This is a genomic window from Pedobacter sp. MC2016-15 (assembly GCF_026239695.1).
GTDB lineage: Bacteria > Bacteroidota > Bacteroidia > Sphingobacteriales > Sphingobacteriaceae > Pedobacter.
The window spans coordinates 20,982-40,618 of record NZ_JAPIVS010000009.1 but is presented as its reverse complement, the minus strand read 5'-3'; the positions used below and the strand labels follow the sequence as shown (position 1 = coordinate 40,618).

17 protein-coding genes are annotated in these 19,637 nt (G+C 42.3%); 4 read left to right on the top strand and 13 right to left on the bottom strand.

What is annotated here, in order from left to right; translation table 11 throughout:
* Positions 1-23: 23 nt before the first annotated feature.
* Both OQY15_RS21395 and OQY15_RS21390 read right to left on the bottom strand, forming a co-directional pair.
* Positions 24-1,586, bottom strand: coding sequence for a GMC family oxidoreductase N-terminal domain-containing protein (locus OQY15_RS21395; protein ID WP_265794116.1), 1,563 nt, complete (start codon positions 1,584-1,586; stop codon positions 24-26).
* 119 nt (positions 1,587-1,705) lie between these two features.
* Entirely contained in the window at positions 1,706-3,238 is a 1,533-nt protein-coding gene (locus OQY15_RS21390) for a family 10 glycosylhydrolase (RefSeq protein WP_265794115.1), read from the bottom strand.
* A 219-nt stretch (positions 3,239-3,457) separates the two neighbouring features.
* Here OQY15_RS21390 and OQY15_RS21385 point away from each other — a divergent pair, with 219 nt between their 5' ends.
* Complete coding sequence (locus OQY15_RS21385) at positions 3,458-4,366, top strand: hypothetical protein (protein WP_265794113.1); 909 nt, start codon at positions 3,458-3,460, stop codon at positions 4,364-4,366.
* 18 nt (positions 4,367-4,384) lie between these two features.
* On the opposite strand, the gene OQY15_RS21380 is transcribed toward OQY15_RS21385, so the two are convergent.
* The 4 genes from OQY15_RS21380 to OQY15_RS21365 all read right to left on the bottom strand — a co-directional run bounded on the left by OQY15_RS21380 (position 4,385) and on the right by OQY15_RS21365 (position 10,230).
* Positions 4,385-8,101, bottom strand: a complete 3,717-nt coding sequence (locus OQY15_RS21380) for an ATP-binding protein (protein WP_265794110.1) — start codon at positions 8,099-8,101, stop codon at positions 4,385-4,387.
* Positions 8,102-8,128: 27 nt separating this feature from the next.
* Positions 8,129-9,013, bottom strand: coding sequence for an ACP S-malonyltransferase (fabD, locus tag OQY15_RS21375; protein WP_265794109.1), 885 nt, complete (start codon positions 9,011-9,013; stop codon positions 8,129-8,131).
* A 159-nt stretch (positions 9,014-9,172) separates the two neighbouring features.
* A complete protein-coding gene (gene folE / locus OQY15_RS21370) occupies positions 9,173-9,808 on the bottom strand; it encodes a GTP cyclohydrolase I FolE (protein WP_265794107.1) in 636 nt (211 codons plus the stop codon).
* An 8-nt stretch (positions 9,809-9,816) separates the two neighbouring features.
* The gene (locus OQY15_RS21365; protein ID WP_265794105.1) at positions 9,817-10,230 is read right to left on the bottom strand and encodes a 6-carboxytetrahydropterin synthase; all 414 of its coding nucleotides are present in this window, start codon (positions 10,228-10,230) and stop codon (positions 9,817-9,819) included.
* An 88-nt stretch (positions 10,231-10,318) separates the two neighbouring features.
* On the opposite strand from OQY15_RS21365, the gene mqnB reads away from it, so the two are divergent.
* Both mqnB and OQY15_RS21355 read left to right on the top strand, forming a co-directional pair.
* Complete coding sequence (gene mqnB / locus OQY15_RS21360) at positions 10,319-10,951, top strand: futalosine hydrolase (RefSeq protein ID WP_265794103.1); 633 nt, start codon at positions 10,319-10,321, stop codon at positions 10,949-10,951.
* Between the two features lie 34 nt (positions 10,952-10,985).
* Complete coding sequence (locus OQY15_RS21355) at positions 10,986-11,837, top strand: 1,4-dihydroxy-6-naphthoate synthase (RefSeq protein ID WP_265794102.1); 852 nt, start codon at positions 10,986-10,988, stop codon at positions 11,835-11,837.
* 3 nt (positions 11,838-11,840) lie between these two features.
* Here the strand turns inward: OQY15_RS21355 and OQY15_RS21350 are convergent, their stop codons facing one another.
* The 7 genes from OQY15_RS21350 to OQY15_RS21320 all read right to left on the bottom strand — a co-directional run bounded on the left by OQY15_RS21350 (position 11,841) and on the right by OQY15_RS21320 (position 17,750).
* Positions 11,841-12,221: a hypothetical protein gene (locus tag OQY15_RS21350; protein ID WP_265794101.1), complete on the bottom strand. Its 381-nt coding sequence runs from the start codon at positions 12,219-12,221 to the stop codon at positions 11,841-11,843.
* A gap of 1 nt (position 12,222) precedes the next feature.
* Positions 12,223-13,455: an ABC transporter permease gene (locus tag OQY15_RS21345; protein ID WP_265794100.1), complete on the bottom strand. Its 1,233-nt coding sequence runs from the start codon at positions 13,453-13,455 to the stop codon at positions 12,223-12,225.
* Positions 13,456-13,486: 31 nt separating this feature from the next.
* Entirely contained in the window at positions 13,487-14,125 is a 639-nt protein-coding gene (locus OQY15_RS21340; protein WP_265794098.1) for an MBL fold metallo-hydrolase, read from the bottom strand.
* A 13-nt stretch (positions 14,126-14,138) separates the two neighbouring features.
* Positions 14,139-14,699, bottom strand: a complete 561-nt coding sequence (gene gldD / locus OQY15_RS21335) for a gliding motility lipoprotein GldD (RefSeq protein ID WP_265794093.1) — start codon at positions 14,697-14,699, stop codon at positions 14,139-14,141.
* Positions 14,700-14,735: 36 nt separating this feature from the next.
* Entirely contained in the window at positions 14,736-15,479 is a 744-nt protein-coding gene (locus OQY15_RS21330) for a shikimate dehydrogenase (protein ID WP_265794092.1), read from the bottom strand.
* Between the two features lie 17 nt (positions 15,480-15,496).
* A complete protein-coding gene (locus OQY15_RS21325; protein ID WP_265794089.1) occupies positions 15,497-16,264 on the bottom strand; it encodes a phosphosulfolactate synthase in 768 nt (255 codons plus the stop codon).
* A gap of 82 nt (positions 16,265-16,346) precedes the next feature.
* The gene (locus tag OQY15_RS21320) at positions 16,347-17,750 is read right to left on the bottom strand and encodes a tetratricopeptide repeat protein (RefSeq protein ID WP_265794088.1); all 1,404 of its coding nucleotides are present in this window, start codon (positions 17,748-17,750) and stop codon (positions 16,347-16,349) included.
* Positions 17,751-18,072: 322 nt separating this feature from the next.
* Between OQY15_RS21320 and OQY15_RS21315 the strand changes: the two genes are divergently transcribed.
* The gene (locus tag OQY15_RS21315; RefSeq protein ID WP_265794085.1) at positions 18,073-19,614 is read left to right on the top strand and encodes an aldehyde dehydrogenase family protein; all 1,542 of its coding nucleotides are present in this window, start codon (positions 18,073-18,075) and stop codon (positions 19,612-19,614) included.
* Positions 19,615-19,637 lie beyond the last annotated feature (23 nt).

Here is a 19,637-nt window from a genome sequence, read left to right as displayed (position 1 = left end):
GGCTTTTTTATTAAACGACACTATTAAAGGTTTTCAATTATCTCTTTTGAAGCAAACTCACCAATCATCATCGAGGTTGCATTGGTATTGGCAGATGTGATAGATGGCATTATAGAAGCATCGGCAACTCTCAATCCTGTAACACCATGGACCCGCAGCTTACTGTCTACTACGGCTTCAGGACCTGAACCCATTGCACAACTGCCTACAGGGTGGTAGTACGAGGATACCGCATCACGTACGAAAGCTACAATTTCATTTCTGTTTTTCAGGGAAAGAGGCGCCGCCAGTCTCTTGATTAAACTTTTGAAAACGGGCTGATCAGCGAGCTCAAGACCAATTTCTACTGATCTTACCAGAGCTTCAAGGTCTGCTGGATCAGTAATGTAATTTGGCTGTATTTCCAGAGGGCCATCATAGCGTGCCGTTTTCATTTTCACATAACCTCTGCTCTTTGGCTGCACCAGTCCCGGAACCAGACAAAAATAATTTTCCGGAACAGGATATTTTTGCACAATCTCAGCACTTAGAAATGGTGCGTGTATAGGTAAAAACATCAGGTCGGGAACACTGAGCTGTTGATTACTCTTCCAGTATGCCTGACTGCCGCAAAGATTATTGTTCGGGCTCCCCAGTGGTTCAAAAGTCTCATAACACATGCCTGCCAGCAAAATGTGATCCTGCAGATTCTTACCTACACCTGGCAGGCTGATCTGTGGGTCGATGCCTAACTGCTTCAGTTCATCAGCATCGCCAATACCGGATAACATCAGTACTCGCGGTGAATCGATAGCCCCTGCGGACAAGATTACTTCCTTCTCCGCTGTAACAGTATGGATGGCCCCCTGCCAGTCTAATTCTATTCCTGTACAATGGGTACCATTCAGATGTAGCTTTAATACCTTTGCATGCGTCAGTACCGTAAGTCGCTGATTACCTATTACAGGTTTCAAATATTCTGTTGGACTTTGACGCACACCGTCCTTCACGTTTAATGTCATCGGCCCTACACCTTCGGGTTCAGGACCATTGGCATCCTCAAAAACTGGCATACCGTACGTACGACCTGCTTCTATCAGAGCTATAGAAGACAAATGGAGATTTTTGGCGTTTCCAATGCCAATTGGCCCACCGGCACCGTGAAAATCAGTCTCCCCGCCTTCCCAATCTTCAATTTTTTTAAATAACGGGAGTACAGATTTGTAATCCCAACCTACGTTTCCGGCAGCGGCCCAGCCATCATAATCGGCCCTGTGCCCACGGGTCCATACTAATCCGTTAATACTTCCTGAACCACCAAGTACTTTTCCACGTGGAATAGGGATGATTCTGTTATTGATAGCGGGTGTTGGTTCAAAATTATAGAGATGGTCATATTCAGTTCCCATATTCTGAACCCATTGGGTTGGGTTGCTGATGGTTTCTATACCTGCATTTGGTCCGCCAGCTTCCAGAAGCAGCACAGAGGCATCTGTATGATCTATCAGGCGGCGAGCAATCACACAACCTGCGGAACCGGCACCAATGATTATATAATCGTAATGAGACAATAAAGTGGGAGTAGTGTTTTTAATCTGCGAATCCATGTTTCTTATATTTTTTAATACAATTTGAAATTATTTGTATGCAAAAATATAGGAACGCGTATTGCACAAACATCGCCAATACCGGGGGTATTTATAATACCTTACTGATTATTAGGAAACTACAAAACTTCGACTCCAACCGGACCACTTGGCCCACTCTCATTCTTCAGCCGGTCCAGTGCAGTGATCAGGTAGTTATACCTCTTTCCTTTTTCAACATTTGTATCCATAAAAAAGGTAAAATCTTCAAAACTTATTCTGATAATCTTTGAAGGATCAAGTATCTCAGGTTTTTCACCCTCATTAAAACGGTAGATCACGTATCCCGAAGCTGTTTCTCCATCCTCGGCTTTCAGCGGTGCTGTCCATTTTAGCTGTACACCTGTTGCAGTGGCTTCAGCAGTAAACGTCTGGGGAGCGTTTGGTACCACTTCATCCAACCAGGGCATTTGCGGTGGCAGTGCAGGATATTTGTACAAATTGTTTCGCAGTGAATCTGCTGTGCCCCTCGCCACTGTAGACAGTGACTTTGAACTAAAAAATATACTACCCTGCACCCGGTTATTGGACCGGATATATCTGATCTGATTGGGAATTTCCTGTGGATTTCTCCATGCAGCTTCCATACGCTGGTTGACCAGATAGGCGGCCTGACCGATATATAAATGTCTGCCATAGGTATTATTGCTCCACCAGTCTACAAGCGTAGCAAAGGGGGCAGCTCTCCTGGTGAAACTAAAATAGATTTGTGGATTGATGTAATCTACCCAGCCCTCTTTAATCCACTTTCTCGAATCTGCATACAGCTCATGATAATTGGAAAGACCGTGTGTGGCAGAGCCCAGCGTATCTTCCTTACTGTTTTTCCAGATTCCAAAGGGACTGATTCCGAACTTCACATATTTCTTATAATGGTGGATGCTATCATCCAGCTGTTTGATCAGCAGGTCCACATTGTTTCTTCTCCAGTCTTTGATATCAGTAAAGCCGTTTGAATATTTACTGAAAGTAGCGCCGTCATTGATACGCTGGCCTTCAATTGGATATGGGTAGAAGTAATCATCGAAATGGATACCGTCTACATCATAGCCTTTTACAACATCCAGGATCACCTGCACAATATATTCCCTTACCTCAGGCATCCCAGGGTCAAACTGTTTTTTTCCTCCGTAAGTAAAGAAAAGATCTGGTCTTTTGCGCGTCATGTGGTCTTCGCTGGCGTAAGAATTAGCAGACATGGACGCACGATAAGGATTGAACCAGGCATGAAGTTCCATCCCACGGGAATGCGCTTCTTTTATGGCAAATTCCAGCGGGTCATATCCTGGTGCAGGAGCAAGCCCCTGTTTTCCCATCAGCCATTGGCTCCAGGGTTCACGTGATTTCCTGTAAAAAGCATCAGCTGTAGGGCGTACCTGCAGGATGATCGCATTCATACCAGTGCGCTTGTGTTGCTCCATCAGGCCAATCAGCTCCTGCTTTTGCTGGTCTATACTTAAACCGGCTTTTGAAGGCCAGTCGATATTCTCTACAGTGGCTACCCATACGCCTCTAAACTCCCTTTTTGGAGCAATTTTTGTTGGTATCTGTGCAATTAAGATGTAGGGGGTAATTAAAGTTGTGAAAATTGTAAAAACAATCTTTTTCAGCATTATACTTGTTTTTGGTAGTGTACAGTTTAACTCAAAATGGGGAATTACTGGCGAACAGCAGCTCTCAACATCAGCAAGTAAACGATTTTTTTTTAAAGGTCTTATACAATTTTTAGATTTTTTTACCACGAATTATATAATTTATCCTATGTTCGTTCTTTTTAATACATAGGTAAGCACAAATAAACAAAGCATAAAGACCTCAATTTTTTGATTCAAATGTCAGACCAAAAAGATCCTGTTAACAAGGGAGACCGCAATAAAATTTATTTTCTCATCGTCGTTATCTTAGCATTATTGGGAACTAATGCTTTTCTTTTTTTTAGGGACAAACACGAAAAAGAACGTTTTGTCACCACCAATACTGAAAAAGACAGATTAAAGCTGGAAGTGGAAAAGATTGAAGTGGAGTTTGATAAGGTGAACCTGATGAACGTCGCGCTGACGGAAAAACTTCAGAATGAGCAAAAGCAGGCCAGAAAAAAGATTGCTGAACTGAAAAGAGCTTTACAAAAAGGAGAAGTTACCGAGGCTGAACTCGCCGCAGCCCAAGATGAGCTCAAGAAACTTAAAGCGTTCTTGTCTGGCTATAAAGAAGATATCGGTCATTTAGAAAAAGAAAACACCTATCTGAAATCGGAAAGGGATAGCCTTACTACCTCAGTTAATTCTGTGAAAGCCATAGCGAGCGACCTGGAAAAGAAAAATTCTGAACTGGCGGCAAAGGTAAAGAGCGGCGCAGCCCTCAAAGCATTTAACGTACGTCTCGTAGCTTATAAAGTGAAAAACAGCGGCAAGAATGTAGAGGTATCAAAAGCTTCCGGAGCACAAAAATTGACTACCTACTTCAGTATTATTCCCAATCAGCTGGCCGAGAAAGATTACCATAAAATCTACATCCGTATTTTTGATCCTGCAGGAAACCTGATCGCCAATGAAACAAATATGTTTGAGGCCGACGGACAGGAAATGCAGTATAGTGAGATGATCAGTATTTCATACAACAATGATGATACGACCTATAATATGGAATGGGTGAACCCAAAACCTTTTATTAAAGGTACTTATTCAGTGATTCTCTATGCAAACGGATTTACCATGGGTAAAGCCGCACTGGACCTGAAATAAGTAACAGCAACTGGCTTGCTACACTAAAGGAAAACTCAGGTAGAATACAGTACCTGTCTCTGCGGAGGATTTGAAATTGATCGATCCTCCGGCATTCTCTACTGCCTGTTTAACAAAGGCAAGCCCTAGCCCCGTACCAGAAGATTTGGTGGTAAAATTAGGTACAAAGATTTTTTCCTGCAGATCCAGATCAATGCCTTTGCCATTATCTTCCACTTCCACAAAGACAAAGTCGGTATCGTTCGTGATTTTCACATATACCAAACATTTTTCTTTGCCGGAAGTAGCTTCAATAGCATTCTTTAGCAGATTGTTAAATGAACGCAACAGCTGATCTTTATCGCCAAGAATAAGGGTTTCTTTATTGCTGAGGTTAGAAATATAGATTTCCGCACCAGAGGTATTCACAAACACATTCCTGCTCTGCTCAATAATAGGCACCAGCAGTAACTGCTCCAGCTTGGTATCAGGCATCTTTGCGAAGTTGGAAAATTCTGAAGCAATGGTGGCTAAACTGTCAATCTGTTCCACGAAAGATTTGTAAAAACGTTCAAATTTAAGCTCAAAATTTGGATCCTTCTCTTTCCATGACTTCTCCAGTAGCTGTACACCAAGTTTCAAAGGCGTCAGTGGGTTTTTAATCTCATGTGCTACCTGTTTAGCCATTTCCCTCCAGGCGCTCTCCCGTTCAGATTTTGCCAGCTTTACGGCACTATCCTCCAGGGCAGAGATCATTTTATTGTACTCTTTGATCAGGGAGCCGATCTCATCATGCCTCGACCATACGATCGGCTGGTTTTTTTGTCCCAGCTTCGTCTTTCTGATGCTTTCCTGGATAAATGTCAGCGGACTGGTGATCTGGTTCGCCAGGAAAACCGCAAGGACTCCGATAGCCACAAATACCAGCGCATAGATATTGATCAGTGTATTGATAAACAAGCCAATTTTAGATTGATAATCCGCTTCGTTTCCATAATAAGGAAGGCCGATATAAGCTACGGTCTGGTTCTGTGCATTCCGGATGGGTGCATAGGCGGCCGAGTAAGTAAAGTCCCCTAAGGCTTCTGTTGGATTCGTATATTCTGAACGCTGCAGCAGCTTCAGGTAAATCATTGCCTTGGCCCCCATTTTTGCCCCCACAATACCATAATCATAGAGTTTGGGTAAAGACGTGAACAGGAGGTTTCCATTGACGTCAAACAGGTTCAGATAGGCAGAGTTAATATCTGCAAACTGATTAAAGTTCATGATGGCCTGATCTGTATTCTTGGGAATACCTGTAGCAAAAATTTGTCTTTCATAAGAAAGCTGCACCTTTCTGATCCTTTCGCGGATAAAATCCTCCTGCTGTTTTCTGTATTCATCCCTGATGTAGAAGAAAGTTGACCATCCCACGATCAGCAGGGTTGCTACTACAGATAACACGATGGAGAATTGTATCCTTGTCTTGTAAAGGATCTTATTAGCGTTGATCATCAATGATCTGTTGATGTTAAACCAGCCTCCCCAGCTTTCGTCAATATTTTTTAACAACCAGATCACTACATAGAGTGCCGCAGAAAACAAAATGAATACCAGAAAGAAGAATGATAATGCCGCTAATCTGACTATATAGGTTACCTTCTCCTTACTGATCACAATGATCTTGGAATTGCTTGCGGTATATATCAGATGGCTATATCCTGCTTTGGGCTCGTTTAAAAAGACAGGCTCACCAAATTTTCCTTTAAACTCATTATTGGCCAGTTTGTATGTGTATTTGCCGGATTGTTTGATGAGTTTATTGTTGTTGTAAAAGGCAAAGGAGTAATTGCTGTAATCATCCTCACTTTTCAGTTTCCCGTCAATCAGCAGTTCAGGGAACTGACTGCTGTAATTGTACTGCTGGGATTTCAGCTCTACAACCAGCGTCCCGAGGATATGGCTGTCGTCAAATATCGGAACGATGCCAAAATAGTTCTGATAGCCAAATGTATCGTTCAGGCGGTAAAAGTAATTAGAAATCTTTACCGAGCCTGAGCGTACCAAATTCTGATAATGTTCAAGTGAGTTGTCTCCATTCTGGTTCTGTACAGAATCTTTGACATTGAACTCATAAAAGTTATGTTCAAAGGGAGAGAGGTAGCCATCTAAGAAGGTCTTTGTAATATAATTCTGCAGGGCAAGGTGCCTGTTGGATTTTGGGCTTTTAAAATAGTCTGCAATAAACAGGTCATTGGAGATTCCGGTACCCAGACTCTCGATAGAGTTGAGCACTTTTGGATCATCAGAAGATTGTAGCTTTTTAGCGATCACATATCTGTTACTGCGCTCCTTGATATCATTAAACTTGAGATATTTTATCGAAGAGATGAATGCCAGGCAAAAGAACATCGCTGCAAAAACCCCGATAGAGAATTTATTACGCTGAATATAAATATTGTATGAAATGATAAAGAGGAACAGCGCATATGCGATAAAAAACACCGTAAAAGCTGTGCTCATCATAAACATGAAATACAATGCAAACATCCCAAAAAACAGCACCAAACGTTCTTTATGGCTTACCTCCAGTTGTTTCGTCAGTTCAATGACGATGCTGGCAATCAGATATACGTTAAACCAGACCAGGCAGAGGATAACGATACATACCCAGCTCAGCCAGCTAAGGTTAATGATATTTGTAATATCAAAGTTGATTTTGGAATTATAGATCAACCCAAAAAACACGGAATTGATCAGGAACGCAATCCCCGAAAAAAGTAAAATGGCAATCAGATGGAACGCTAAGCCAATTGGCCTGCTCTCAGAAATCCAGCGTGGAAACCTGAATCTTTCCCTGTAGGTATAAATAAATAAAACAACCCATGTTAAAGCCAGTACATTGAGCAAAAAATCTCCCAGAGAAGGTAAGAAGAAACTCTCTGCGTAGATAGAAGGACTAAAGATTGCGAGGTTAAACTGGTGATTGAACCAGCCATACTGCAGGTCTGTGATTCTTATCGCCAGAAAAAACAAGGCCAGCAGTAAGACAGCCTTGATCAAATGTCCCTTTTTTACCAGCCATGCACAGCAGGAATTGGTAAATAAGGCAAAGCAAAACAAGCCTACTACCCATAACCAGACCTGTATCGCGGCATAGATGCCCTGAGTATAATTCGGGTTAAGTTTTACCTCAAAAAGCAGCTTGCCATCCAGATTGGTAATCCCAAACACCTCCTCGTCCATAAAAGAAGCCAGCACAAGAGAATTGTCTGTAGACAACGTCTTTACAATTCCATTATTGAGATACCTGTTCTGAATACTATACTGGTTTTTTACATCAATCAGGAAGATAATCGAATAATTTCCCTGTGTTTTCTTTATCACTTCATACCAGCCGTTGGGAAACTGGATAAAAGAAGATCCTTCCTTTATCTTGGAAGGATCTGATGGTATGGCTTTATAGGAGCTCCAGAATCGTAATACCGAATTTTCATAGGTCAGTACATTGATTCCTTTAACTCTGTAGTTATTGATAAAATTTAATGCATAAACTTCGTTCAGATGGAACTGCTTCGCATGTTCTACCTTCTGCCCGTCTGCAAGATAACTATATACTATCCGTTCATTTGAGGCCAGGTTTTCCTGAAGAGTCTCAGCCTCGTGCTGTAAAAGGTCCTTATTGGTTATGGAGTGCTTTAAAGATATTGCTGTAGCGATGCAGCATGCCCCCAGGATCAATAATAGAAATCTGATTTTAGCCCCAATACTCACACCGGATATAATTAATAAAAATTAAAATTAAACTGGAACCGCTGCTGAACTGGTCTGCACAGCCCGGTTTACTTTTTTAACCAGCCCCTGCAGAACATTACCCGGACCTACTTCGATAAATTCATCAGCACCATCGGCCAGCATGCGTTCTACCGTCTGGGTCCAGCGTACAGCACCTGTAAGCTGCGTAATCAGGTTAAACTTAATTTTTTCAGGATCTGTCTGTGGAATAGGGTCAACATTCTGATAAATCGGACATACAGGAGGCAAAATTGTAGTATTTTCAATCGCATCCTTCAATTCGATCCTTGCTGGCTCCATCAAAGGCGAATGGAAAGCACCTCCAACATTTAACTTCAGCGCTCTTTTAGCTCCTGCTTCAGTCAGTTTTGCACAGGCAATATCCACGCCTGCAATGCTTCCTGAAATCACCAGCTGGCCCGGGCAGTTGTAGTTTGCCGCAACTACCACTTCATCTATTTCCTCGCAAATCTTTTCCACTACATCATCCGCCAGTCCAAGAATTGCTGCCATCGTTGAAGGCTGTAATTCACAAGCTTTTTGCATTGCGTTAGCTCTGGCAATAACCAATTTCAAGCCGTCCTCAAAAGAGATAGCAGAGGCGGCAACAAGAGCAGAAAATTCACCCAAAGAGTGTCCTGCAACCATATCAGGCTTAAAATCGTTACCTAAAGATTTTGCAAGGATTACAGAATGCAGGAATACTGCGGGCTGTGTAACTTTTGTTTGTTTAAGTTCTTCTTCAGTACCAGAAAACATGATATCACTGATACGGAAACCTATAATATCATTTGCTTTTTCAAATAGCTCTCTGGCGATTTCGCTTTCGTAAAGCTCCTTGCCCATGCCAGAAAATTGTGCTCCTTGTCCAGGAAATAAATATGCTTTCATCTATTAAATATTGTTTTATATGTCAGATGGAGCCTTCGATGATTCAAATAATTATTGCCTTAGGCTTTAATAATTATTTGAATCATGTCGGGTTCATTAGTCTTCGTCTATAATTATAAAAGGCTCCGGAGAACCAGTATTAGTATTAAATATTTAGTGCTAATGCAGTTTTGCAGTAATCAACCTCAAAAACTCGGCCCTGGTTTTATCACTTGCAAATCCACCTGTAAAGGCAGAGGTGGTAGTTACTGAGTTTTGCTTCTGTATGCCCCTCATTGCCATACACAAATGCTGACATTCGATGACCACTGCTACACCCGCAGGCTGTAAAGTTTCCTGGATACAATCCCTGATTTCATTCGTCAGACGCTCCTGCACCTGTAACCTTCTTGCAAATGCATCCACTACACGCGGGATTTTACTCAAGCCTACAATATGTCCGTTAGGGATATATGCTACGTGCGCTTTCCCAAAAAAAGGAAGCATGTGGTGCTCACACATAGAATATACTTCTATATCTTTAACGACCACCATCTGGCTATAGTCCTCTTTGAACATCGCCGACCGAAGGATCTCTGCCGGGTCAAGGTCGTAACCATGGGTAAGGTACTGTAGTGATTTTGCTACCCGCTCAGGTGTCTTCAGCAATCCCTCACGCGAAGGGTCTTCACCAAGTGTACTGAGAATATCAGCATAGTGACTGGAAATAGACGCAATCTTACTCGAATTGTAACGGTCTACTTTGATATATCCATCGTTCTCCTCATCAAAAGGATCTTGTATATGATTTTCCATTGATATGTTTAATTACCGAAATATTCAACAAAGTTATTTTCGGTCTCGTAAATTTTGATGCAGTGCAGTTGCGCTCCACCTGCATTGATATGTGGTATCAGCTGCTCCCAGATTGCAACAGCAAGATTTTCTGTAGAGGCTAGTTTATCCTTCATGAAATCCACATCCAGGTTCAGGTTCCTGTGATCAAGTTTATCAATAATATGTTCATTGATAATAACCTTCAACCATTTGAGGTCCACCAGAAAGCCCGTCTCGGGATTGATTTCACCTTTTACGGTAACAAAAAGCTGATAGTTATGACCATGCCAGTTAGGATTGGCACATTTGCCATAGACCTCCAGATTATGATCCGCTGACCAGTCGGGTCTCGCCAGTTTATGTGCAGCGTTAAAAGATTCCTTACGGGTTATATAAATCATTCTTCAAGTAATTGACTGCAAATATACGCAGAAAGCTTAAAGTAGAAAGTTTTATAAGGCTTTTGGTTTGTTCTCGTAACTTCGTTAAATGAAGACATTGATTGTAGCAGCAACAAGAGCCGAGCTATCCGGCTTGTGCAGCCATTTCGAACTGCCTGAGGGTAATTTCATTGAAACTCCGGCATTTGACCTGCTAATTACCGGCGTCGGGATGACTGCAACAGCTTATGCGCTGGGGAAACACCTTTCAGCATCATACAGCCTGGTGCTCAATCTGGGTATTGCAGGATGTTACGAATGGAAATACCCTCTGGGCAGCATTCTGAATATCACAAGCGATACATTTGCCGAGCTGGGTGCCGAAGATAAAGACGAGTTTCTGCCAATAGACAGCCTGGGGTTTGGAAGAAGCAGATATGAAGCTCAACATGCTGTCAGCATGCCAATGCTGGCCACCTTACCCTGCGTCAGTGGCATTACAGTCAATAAAGTACATGGCAATAAACTCAGCATCAAAGCCATCGAAAAACGACTGCAGCCAACCACCGAGAGCATGGAAGGCGCAGCGGTATTTTACGCCTGTGAACATTCGGATCTTCCTTGTCTGCAGATCCGAAGCATATCCAACTATGTGGAAGAAAGAAACCGTGAGTCATGGAAAATAGGTTTGGCCATAAAGAACCTGAACGACTGGGCTATTGACTTTTTGACAAATCATTAACCTACCGCCTTCACGAAGTGCTTACATTTACCACATGAAACTTTCACTTGGATTTTCCCCCTGCCCTAACGATACATTTATATTTGATGCACTAATCCATCATAAAATTGATACCGAGGGACTGGAATTCGAAGTTTCTTTCGATGATGTGGAAACGTTAAACCAAAAAGCGGTAAAATCAGAACTTGATATCACCAAATTGAGCTTCCATGCCTTTGCACACCTGGCAGACAAATATGCGCTCCTGGATGCCGGCAGTGCTTTAGGATTTGGTGTTGGCCCACTCCTGATCTGTAAAAATGAAGGACTGATCACAAGTGAAAAATTAAGAATTGAAAATTCTCCCCTGAGAATAGGTATCCCCGGACAACTGACCACTGCGAATTTTCTGCTGGGTATCGCTTTTCCCAATTTACGCAATAAACAGGTCATGGTATTTTCTGATATTGAGAATGCCTTGTTAAATGATGAGATCGATCTGGGGCTGATTATCCATGAAAACCGCTTTACCTATATGGATAAGGGGCTGCACAAAGTGGTGGACCTGGGTAGTTACTGGGAAGAACTTACCGGTTGTGCAATCCCTTTGGGTGGTATCGTCATCAACCGCGAACTGGACGAAGAGGTACAAAAGAAGGTAAACAGGCTGATACGCAAGTCTGTAGAGTTCGCCTTTGAAAATCCGAAATCAGGAATAGATTTTATCTCTGCACATGCACAGGAAATGGACGAAGCAGTGATGTACAAGCACATAGAACTCTATGTGAATCAATATTCTGCTGATCTGGGGACTGAAGGCAGAAATGCGATCAATACGATGTTCAAAATGGCACATGACAGAGCAATCATACCAGCCATTTCCAAAGATCTTTATGTCACCAAATAGCGCTTACTGATTGCAGGGACCGTCCGGAATTTCTTTTGTAATTCTGATTAATTTGGTAACCACCAGTGTAGAATCAAAATCTGCTGATACCATGATGCTGTCAGATTTAATGACATGACATTCTGCCTCAATATAGACTGGCTCATAAGGTTTCTCGAAGTTGAATTTACTGTAAGCAAGTTCAAGCGTTTTAGCACTGTCTGCCACCCAAAATTCCCGGCCCTCTTCACAATCAGTAAAAGAATGTATTTCAGGCCCATAGCTATACAGTCCTTTTATTATTCTGGTGGTCTTCTTTTGCTCTTGTGACTCAGGTTGATTACAGGCAGCAAAAATAACAGACACCGCAGAGAATAATAATGCTGTATGTTTAAAGGAATTCATGTTAAAGATCTTTGTTTAAATTATTGATGTTCTTAACGCTCAAATTAGATGACAAAGCTGATGCCATAAAAGAGAAAATACTCACCGTAACAAATACTAATAAAAAATCTTTCCATTTCAGGCCAATTGGGTAGGCATTACTGATCAGCAGATTTTCCTGCGACATCTTGATCCACCCAAATTTCTGTTGCATCAGACAAAAGCCCAATCCTATAAGTAACCCAAAAATACAGCCTGCCATAGTGATCATCATCCCTTCAAAAAGAAAGATTCTTTTGATCAGGCTCTTACCCGCACCCAGACTGCTGAGAATAGCAATATCCTTCAATTTATCTATCACCAACATGGTTAATGAACCAATAATATTAAAGATGGCAATAATCAGGATAAAGGTCAGGATAATATAAACAGCCCATTTCTCAGTACCCAGGATATTATACAATGCCTTGTTCTGCTCAATCCTGTCCTTTACGATAAAGCCCGCACCAAGCTGTTCCTCAATAGTCTCTTTAAATTTATCAGCATCTATCCCTTTCTGAAGATTGATTTCGATGGATGATATCTTAGTATCCTCCTGTAATAATTTTCGTGCAAAACTCAGGGGGACAATCGCGATATTATCAAAATCCTGCTGAACTTCAAAAATTCCCGAAACCGGGATATACAGATCCACAAAATCATCTGAGGGATTAACAGATCCTGTGGTGATACCCTTACGCGGTGAGAATACCTGCAGTTGGGTAAAAGGATCATTGGTGTTCACCATCAGGTAATTCTGTATGGCAGAGCCCAGAACAGCACTTGGCCCACTGCTGTTTTGAATCACAAATTTACCCTGTATGGTAATACTGTCCAGGCTTTTGTTCTTCAAATAGGAAGTACTTACCCCCTTTACCAGCCCAACCGACTGCTTGTCATGATACCTGAGCAGCGCATTCTCAGAAAGCACCTCAGTGTAGGAATAGATCGACTGATTGGCACTGAGTTTTTTAAAATAGGCCGTATTGGGATCAAATGTTTTACCCTTAGCTGGAGCAATTACCAGCTGGGGCGTTATCGTATTGAACATTTTCAGCACAACCTCCTCAAAGCCATTGAAAACTGACAGGATGATGATCAGCGCCGCACTTCCTACAAAAACACCCAAAACAGATATTGTAGAAATAATATTTATAGCATTGGTGGACTTTTTAGCAAAAAGATACCTGCGGGCAATATAGAGGGCTGTGTTCAAATGTGCGTCGTTTATTCAAATATACAGGTCCTTAATTTAAAAAAGGATTGTTTTGCTTCTCATACCCGATATTGGTGATACCACCATGTCCCGGATATACAACCACATTGTCCGGCAGCACAAAAAGCTTTTCCCTGATATTGTTTAACAGTTGTGCGTGATTGCCACCAGGCAGGTCTGTGCGCCCAATGCTGTTTTGAAACAAGACATCCCCACCAATCAAAAAGTTATCTTCCCTGGCATAAAAACAAAGATGTGCCGGAGAATGACCCGGTGCAAAAATCAGTTCCAGTTCACTGTTGCCAAAAACTACTGTTCCTGTTTCTGCTAAAAATACTTCAGGTTCTGGTGACAACTCATAACGCATGCCCATCTGCGGTGCATAACCAGCAACGGCATGCAGTACCTGCAGCTCCCCCTCATGAAACTGCGGCTTTAAGCCCCAGTTATCAAATACAAATTTATTACCCAGCACATGGTCAATATGACAATGTGTGTTCAGCAGCAACACGGGTTTTAATCCGCTTTCCCTGATCCATCCCGCAAAAATATTTTGTTCGTTGCCATCATACATTCCCGGATCAATAATGATACATTCGCCTGTTTCATCATATAAAACATAGGTGTTCTCCTGATAAGGATTGAAGGTAAACCGCTGGATTGTTATCATTTGGATCTGTTATTTATTTTTTCCACTTAAAGGTATCGATCATTCTTTCAATATCCTTCTTTATAAAACTCACTACTGGGGCTACAGAGTCATATTGCGGGCGCTCATTAAAATACAATGCCCCTCTGAAATAATGTTTGGCACTGTCGGTTAAAAAAAACTGAACTGAAGATGCCGTATTCCCTTCGATAGCGTAATATACGCCATAAACCTTACGGTCGGGAAAATTTATCAGCTTTTGATCGATCGCATTGGCTTTGACGGTATGTTTAAAGGCCAGTGTCCTCGCATCCTCCACCAATCCGTAATATTCCTTGGCCGATGACACATCATAATAAGTGAGGTGAAGCCTCGCATTAAACTGCGGGAAATTCAGATTATTCCAGCAATTCCCGGCATTACGTTCCTCATCGGCCTCAATCTTTGCATACCTGGGATATTCAAAAGTAAAAGGACAGTCCTCAGCATAGTTCAGGTATTCCTTTTTCGGAAACTTGATATTGAAATAACCTCTTGGCTTGGGTACATAGCTATCATTATTACAGGCCGAAACACTGCATATGAATAGTAACATACTCAATAATACCAGGTTTTTGATCATCGTTATATGTTAAGGATTCCAGATAGACCAGCCACGGAGTGCCTGCAGCTGCAGCATTTCCAGGCCATTCTTCACCGCAGCTCCCTGAGCTTTTGCGCGGCGCATGAACTCAGTCAATTCAGGATTATAAACCAGATCGTAGGCAAGATGCTGATCTGTGATTAAATGATAAGGAATTTCCGGAGCCCCTTCAACATTTGGAAAAGTCCCAAGCGGGGTGGTATTGATTATAACCTGATGTGTAGACATCAGCTCTTCAGTGATCTGGCTGTACAGGATGGCACCAGGCAAGCCCGATCTTACCACAGAAAGGTAAGAAATATTCAGCTGGTCCAGCACATATTTCACTGCCTTCGCAGCACCACCGTCACCGAGAATAAGAGCTTTGGTATGGTGTTCCTTTAAAAATGGTTTCAGAGATTCTGCGAATCCAAAGGCGTCAGTATTGTGGCCTTTAAGCCATCTTTTGCCATCCTTTTTCTCCACAGAAATACAATTTACCGCACCTATGGTCCGGGCTGCATCGTCCAGCTCATTCAGATATGGCAGCACATTAACTTTATGAGGTATCGTAATGTTTAATCCCCTCAGGGTATCATTGTCTGCGGTTAAAGTATTGATTGAATCAATATTTTCCATAGGAAACAACTCGTAGCTGCAATCCTCTATGCCCTCTTTCTCAAATTTCTCCGAAAAAAACTTCTTTGAAAAAGAATGTCCCAGCGGGAAGCCTATCAATCCAAATGTTCTCATGACCTTAACCGCTGCGTTTATTTATTTAAGTTCAGAAAGTAATCAAAAGTATCACCCCTTAGTCCCAGACGGATAGTTTCCAATGGAATTACTTCTGCTGGCGCAATATTACCCAGGTTTACATTGCTGCCGATCAGTTTGATAAACCAGACCTGCTGCTCTTTTTGCGGAGCTTCCCAGATAATGGTTTCCTCAGGAATCTGTGTAAGAATTTCATCTACCAGGCCTTCACGCACTTCTCCGGAGCCCCTGTAAATACCTACATTTCCACCCTCCCTGGCTTCAGCGATTACCTTCCAGGCTCCTGCTTCAATCTCAGCGTTCATCAGCTTGATCCATTTATATGGCGCAAATATTTTTGTTGCGTCTTTAGATCCTACTTCAGATATTACGGTTACATGTTTGGCCAGTTTACTGATATATTCACACTTCAGATCGTGCTCAATCTCGATAGAACCATCTGACACTTCAGCATACTCCATTCCATACTGTTCCAGCACACGGATGTAGTCATCAAACTGGTTGCGAATGATAAAAGCTTCGAATAATGTTCCTCCAAAGTAGGTGGGAATACCCGCACTGCGGTATATATCGAGTTTCTCTTTCAGTTTTGGTGTCACAAAGGAAGTGGCCCAACCTAATTTAACAATATCTGAATGTATGCCAGCAACATCTATAAAGTCTTCTGTCTGTCTTAAACTAAGGCCTTTGTCCATTACCATGGTAATGCCGCTCTGGCGTGGTTTAACCGGACGTTCCGGAATATTATTTAATGGGTAATTCATATCTGCTGCAAAGGTGATAAAAAAAATCAAGACTGTTCATTAGAATATTTTTGATTTTCGTCACCTTTTTGTGGTCAGTATCTTACTTGATGTACTTATTGATCACCTCTACAATGGCCCTGTTATCCTGCAGTTGCGGCAGATATTCAAACAGGATGTAGTGTTTGTCAGGATCTGTCACCAATGCTGTTTCCAGATAAACAATGGCTTCATTATTTTGTCCCAGTGCAAACAGGTAAGCCACCATACGGTAGTAAAGTTCCGCAGCATCAGGATTATTTTTTATACCATCAGCTATCGTTTCCGATGCGTCCAGCAAACGCCCCTGCTCATATAAAACCGTGGAGAAATCCAGCCATGCTTCAATATCAAGCGGATTATATTCCAGGACCTTATAATACGCTTCAACAGATTGTTCGATCTGCCCCAATTTATAATATGCATCTGCCATTGCAAACCAGAAGTCAGGATTTTCTTCATCCAGCTCTATTGCTTTCTTGTAAAAGTGGAGCGATTCAAAATAACGCTCCTCAAAGTTTAGCGTTACTCCTATGCCAAACCAGGCATCTGCCAGTTTACCGTCCATCTTTACAGATTTCTTATAATAAGCACGTGCTTCGTCCATACGTTCGAGCTTCTCGTAACACTCTCCTATAGCACAGTACGTATCTGCATTGGGTTTTTCGTACTCCCAGGTTTGTTTGTAAACCTCAATAGCCTCCGCATAACGGTCCAGTTGTACCAGCGCATTGCCTTTATTATAGTAAGCTGAGGCAAAATTATCCTTAATCAGAATCGCATAATCATAGGCATCAATTGCTTTTTCAAAAAGATCCAGCTTGTGGTAAGAGTTGGCAAGGTTATACCATGCCGCATATGAATAGGGGTCGTTATCGATATACTCCTGATAAAACTGGATACTTTCCTCCTGTTTATCCAGAATATCATAACAGAAGGCCAGTTCATACAGACCATCCTTATTCTCCATATTCTGCTCCAGACTCTGTTTAATATACTTGATAGCGTTTTCGTAATCCAGCATATTCTGATACACATAGGCAATCTGCAGCAGGATCTCGTCCGTAGTTTCTGCAAAAGTAAGGGCGATCTGGAAATTATCCAGAGCTTCCGAATAACGCTCCAGGCTGTTGTAAATGTTTCCCCGGAGTACATAGATTTCAGATTCTGAAGCTTCCAGCATCTCTGCCTTTTGCAGCGAGAAAAATGCCCGCTCAATCTGATCTGTTATAAAAAATAACTGCGCTTGTTTGATTAGAAATACCGCAGCATACGGGTGCTGGTTCAGGGCATATTCTATAACCTGAAGTGCCTTTACAGGGTCACTCTTTTCGATATAATAGTCGATGATATTTTCGAAAGCCTGGGCATCAAAGAAATACTGATCCTGATTCCTTAACATCTCCTCGTAGCGCTCAACAGAACGCTGTGCATCATCACTAAAATCAAAGTAAAATTCTTCTTCCATTGTATTTACTAATTAAAGAACATCTCCCTTTTCTAAAATACAATATAAGTTTACAGTATTATGTAGCATCTGACCTAAATAATTATCAACATACAAACATATTGGCATCTAATAAGCTGATAATATTAATTTTATCTAAGAATGGCTGATTAGCCTTGTTGGCATCTTTTTATTGTAGCTGGGATCTTTTCTAGAATTACTACAAAGATAATGCAACTTTATGGTAAGTACAGTAATATTCGGGTCAGGAAATGAAGCCCACTGTTTTCAGCCTTTCGCATTTTTTTTTGTTGATTTGTATAAACCAAATATCCATTGAACTATGCAGACTGATATCAATTCTGTTTTGAAAAATCTGGGCATCGCAGACAATAATCCTGCCTGGAGCACAGGAAGCAACTGGGGCGACCACGGAAACCTGGGTACTATAGATAGTTTCTCTCCGGCAGATGGCAAAAGGATCGCTTCAGTAAAACTCGCAGACCTTACCGATTATGAATATATCATTAAACATTCTCAGGAAGCTTTAATCTTCTGGCGGAGCCTCCCTGCACCTAAAAGAGGCGAGGTCGTCCGTCAGTTTGGAGAGGCACTGCGTCTGCACAAACATGATCTCGGAACACTGGTATCCTATGAAATGGGAAAAAGCCTGCAGGAAGGTTTGGGCGAGGTGCAGGAAATGATTGATATATGCGACTTCGCTGTAGGGCTTTCGCGCCAGCTGTATGGCCTGGCTATGCATTCTGAACGCCCTCAGCACCGTATGTACGAGCAGTGGCATCCACTGGGGATTGTAGGGATTATCTCCGCTTTTAATTTCCCTGTAGCGGTATGGAGCTGGAATGCAGCGCTGGCATGGGTATGTGGCAATGTATGCATCTGGAAACCTTCTTCTAAAACGGCATTATGCGCAATTGCCTGCCAAAAGATTATTGCTACAGTGCTTAAGAATAATGAGATGCCTGAAGGGATTAGCTCCCTGCTGATCAGCGAGGAATTGATAGGTGATCAGATCAGTAATGATAAACGTATCCCGCTGGTATCCTTTACTGGCTCTACGAGGGTAGGCCGGATAGTTTCAGCGGCGGTGGCTTCGCGCTTTGGGAAAAGCATCCTGGAGCTGGGCGGCAATAATGCCATCATCATCTCAAAGGATGCCGATCTCGATATGTCCGTAATCGGGGCTGTATTTGGGGCTGCAGGTACTGCGGGTCAGCGCTGCACATCCACACGACGCCTCATTATCCATGAAGATATCTATGAAGATTTTAAAAACAAACTGGTTCGTGCTTATGCACAGCTTAGAATAGGTAATCCTCTGGACGAGCACAATCATGTAGGACCATTGATCGATCAGCATGCCGTGGAACTTTACATAAAAGCCATTGAAAAGGCAAAAGCCGAAGGAGCAAATTTTGTTGTGGAAGGTGGAGTACTAACCGGCGAGGGCTACGAATCCGGATGTTTTGTCAAACCCTGTGTTGCCGAAGTGGAGAATCACTACCAGATCGTACAGGCAGAAACATTTGCACCGATCCTTTACCTCATAAGGTATACAACACTGGAAGAGGCGATCCGACTGCAGAATGATGTACCCCAGGGGCTATCTTCTGCGATCATGACGCTCAATCTGCGTGAAGCTGAGCTTTTCCTTTCTGCTGCCGGATCGGACTGTGGCATTGCCAACGTCAATATAGGTACTTCAGGAGCAGAAATCGGGGGTGCATTTGGTGGAGAAAAGGAAACCGGTGGAGGCAGGGAAAGTGGCTCAGATGCCTGGAAAGGATATATGCGCAGGCAAACAAATACAATAAATTATTCGGAAACACTGCCTTTAGCCCAGGGAATCAAGTTTGATCTTTAAAGCTAAAGGCAGCTATCCTGCCA

Excerpts from the sequence above, each read along its gene's own strand:
- OQY15_RS21320 (WP_265794088.1), bottom strand. The coding sequence starts at position 17,750 with ATGGAAGAAGAATTTTACTTTGATTTTAGTGATGATGCACAGCGTTCT.
- OQY15_RS21390 (WP_265794115.1), bottom strand. The coding sequence starts at position 3,238 with ATGCTGAAAAAGATTGTTTTTACAATTTTCACAACTTTAATTACCCCC.
- OQY15_RS21315 (WP_265794085.1), top strand. The coding sequence starts at position 18,073 with ATGCAGACTGATATCAATTCTGTTTTGAAAAATCTGGGCATCGCAGAC.
- OQY15_RS21350 (WP_265794101.1), bottom strand. The coding sequence starts at position 12,221 with ATGAATTCCTTTAAACATACAGCATTATTATTCTCTGCGGTGTCTGTT.
- OQY15_RS21395 (WP_265794116.1), bottom strand. The coding sequence starts at position 1,586 with ATGGATTCGCAGATTAAAAACACTACTCCCACTTTATTGTCTCATTAC.
- folE (WP_265794107.1), bottom strand. The coding sequence starts at position 9,808 with ATGGAAAATCATATACAAGATCCTTTTGATGAGGAGAACGATGGATAT.
- mqnB (WP_265794103.1), top strand. The coding sequence starts at position 10,319 with ATGAAGACATTGATTGTAGCAGCAACAAGAGCCGAGCTATCCGGCTTG.
- fabD (WP_265794109.1), bottom strand. The coding sequence starts at position 9,013 with ATGAAAGCATATTTATTTCCTGGACAAGGAGCACAATTTTCTGGCATG.
- OQY15_RS21325 (WP_265794089.1), bottom strand. The coding sequence starts at position 16,264 with ATGAATTACCCATTAAATAATATTCCGGAACGTCCGGTTAAACCACGC.
- OQY15_RS21355 (WP_265794102.1), top strand. The coding sequence starts at position 10,986 with ATGAAACTTTCACTTGGATTTTCCCCCTGCCCTAACGATACATTTATA.
- OQY15_RS21385 (WP_265794113.1), top strand. The coding sequence starts at position 3,458 with ATGTCAGACCAAAAAGATCCTGTTAACAAGGGAGACCGCAATAAAATT.
- OQY15_RS21365 (WP_265794105.1), bottom strand. The coding sequence starts at position 10,230 with ATGATTTATATAACCCGTAAGGAATCTTTTAACGCTGCACATAAACTG.
- OQY15_RS21330 (WP_265794092.1), bottom strand. The coding sequence starts at position 15,479 with ATGAGAACATTTGGATTGATAGGCTTCCCGCTGGGACATTCTTTTTCA.
- OQY15_RS21340 (WP_265794098.1), bottom strand. The coding sequence starts at position 14,125 with ATGATAACAATCCAGCGGTTTACCTTCAATCCTTATCAGGAGAACACC.
- gldD (WP_265794093.1), bottom strand. The coding sequence starts at position 14,699 with ATGTTACTATTCATATGCAGTGTTTCGGCCTGTAATAATGATAGCTAT.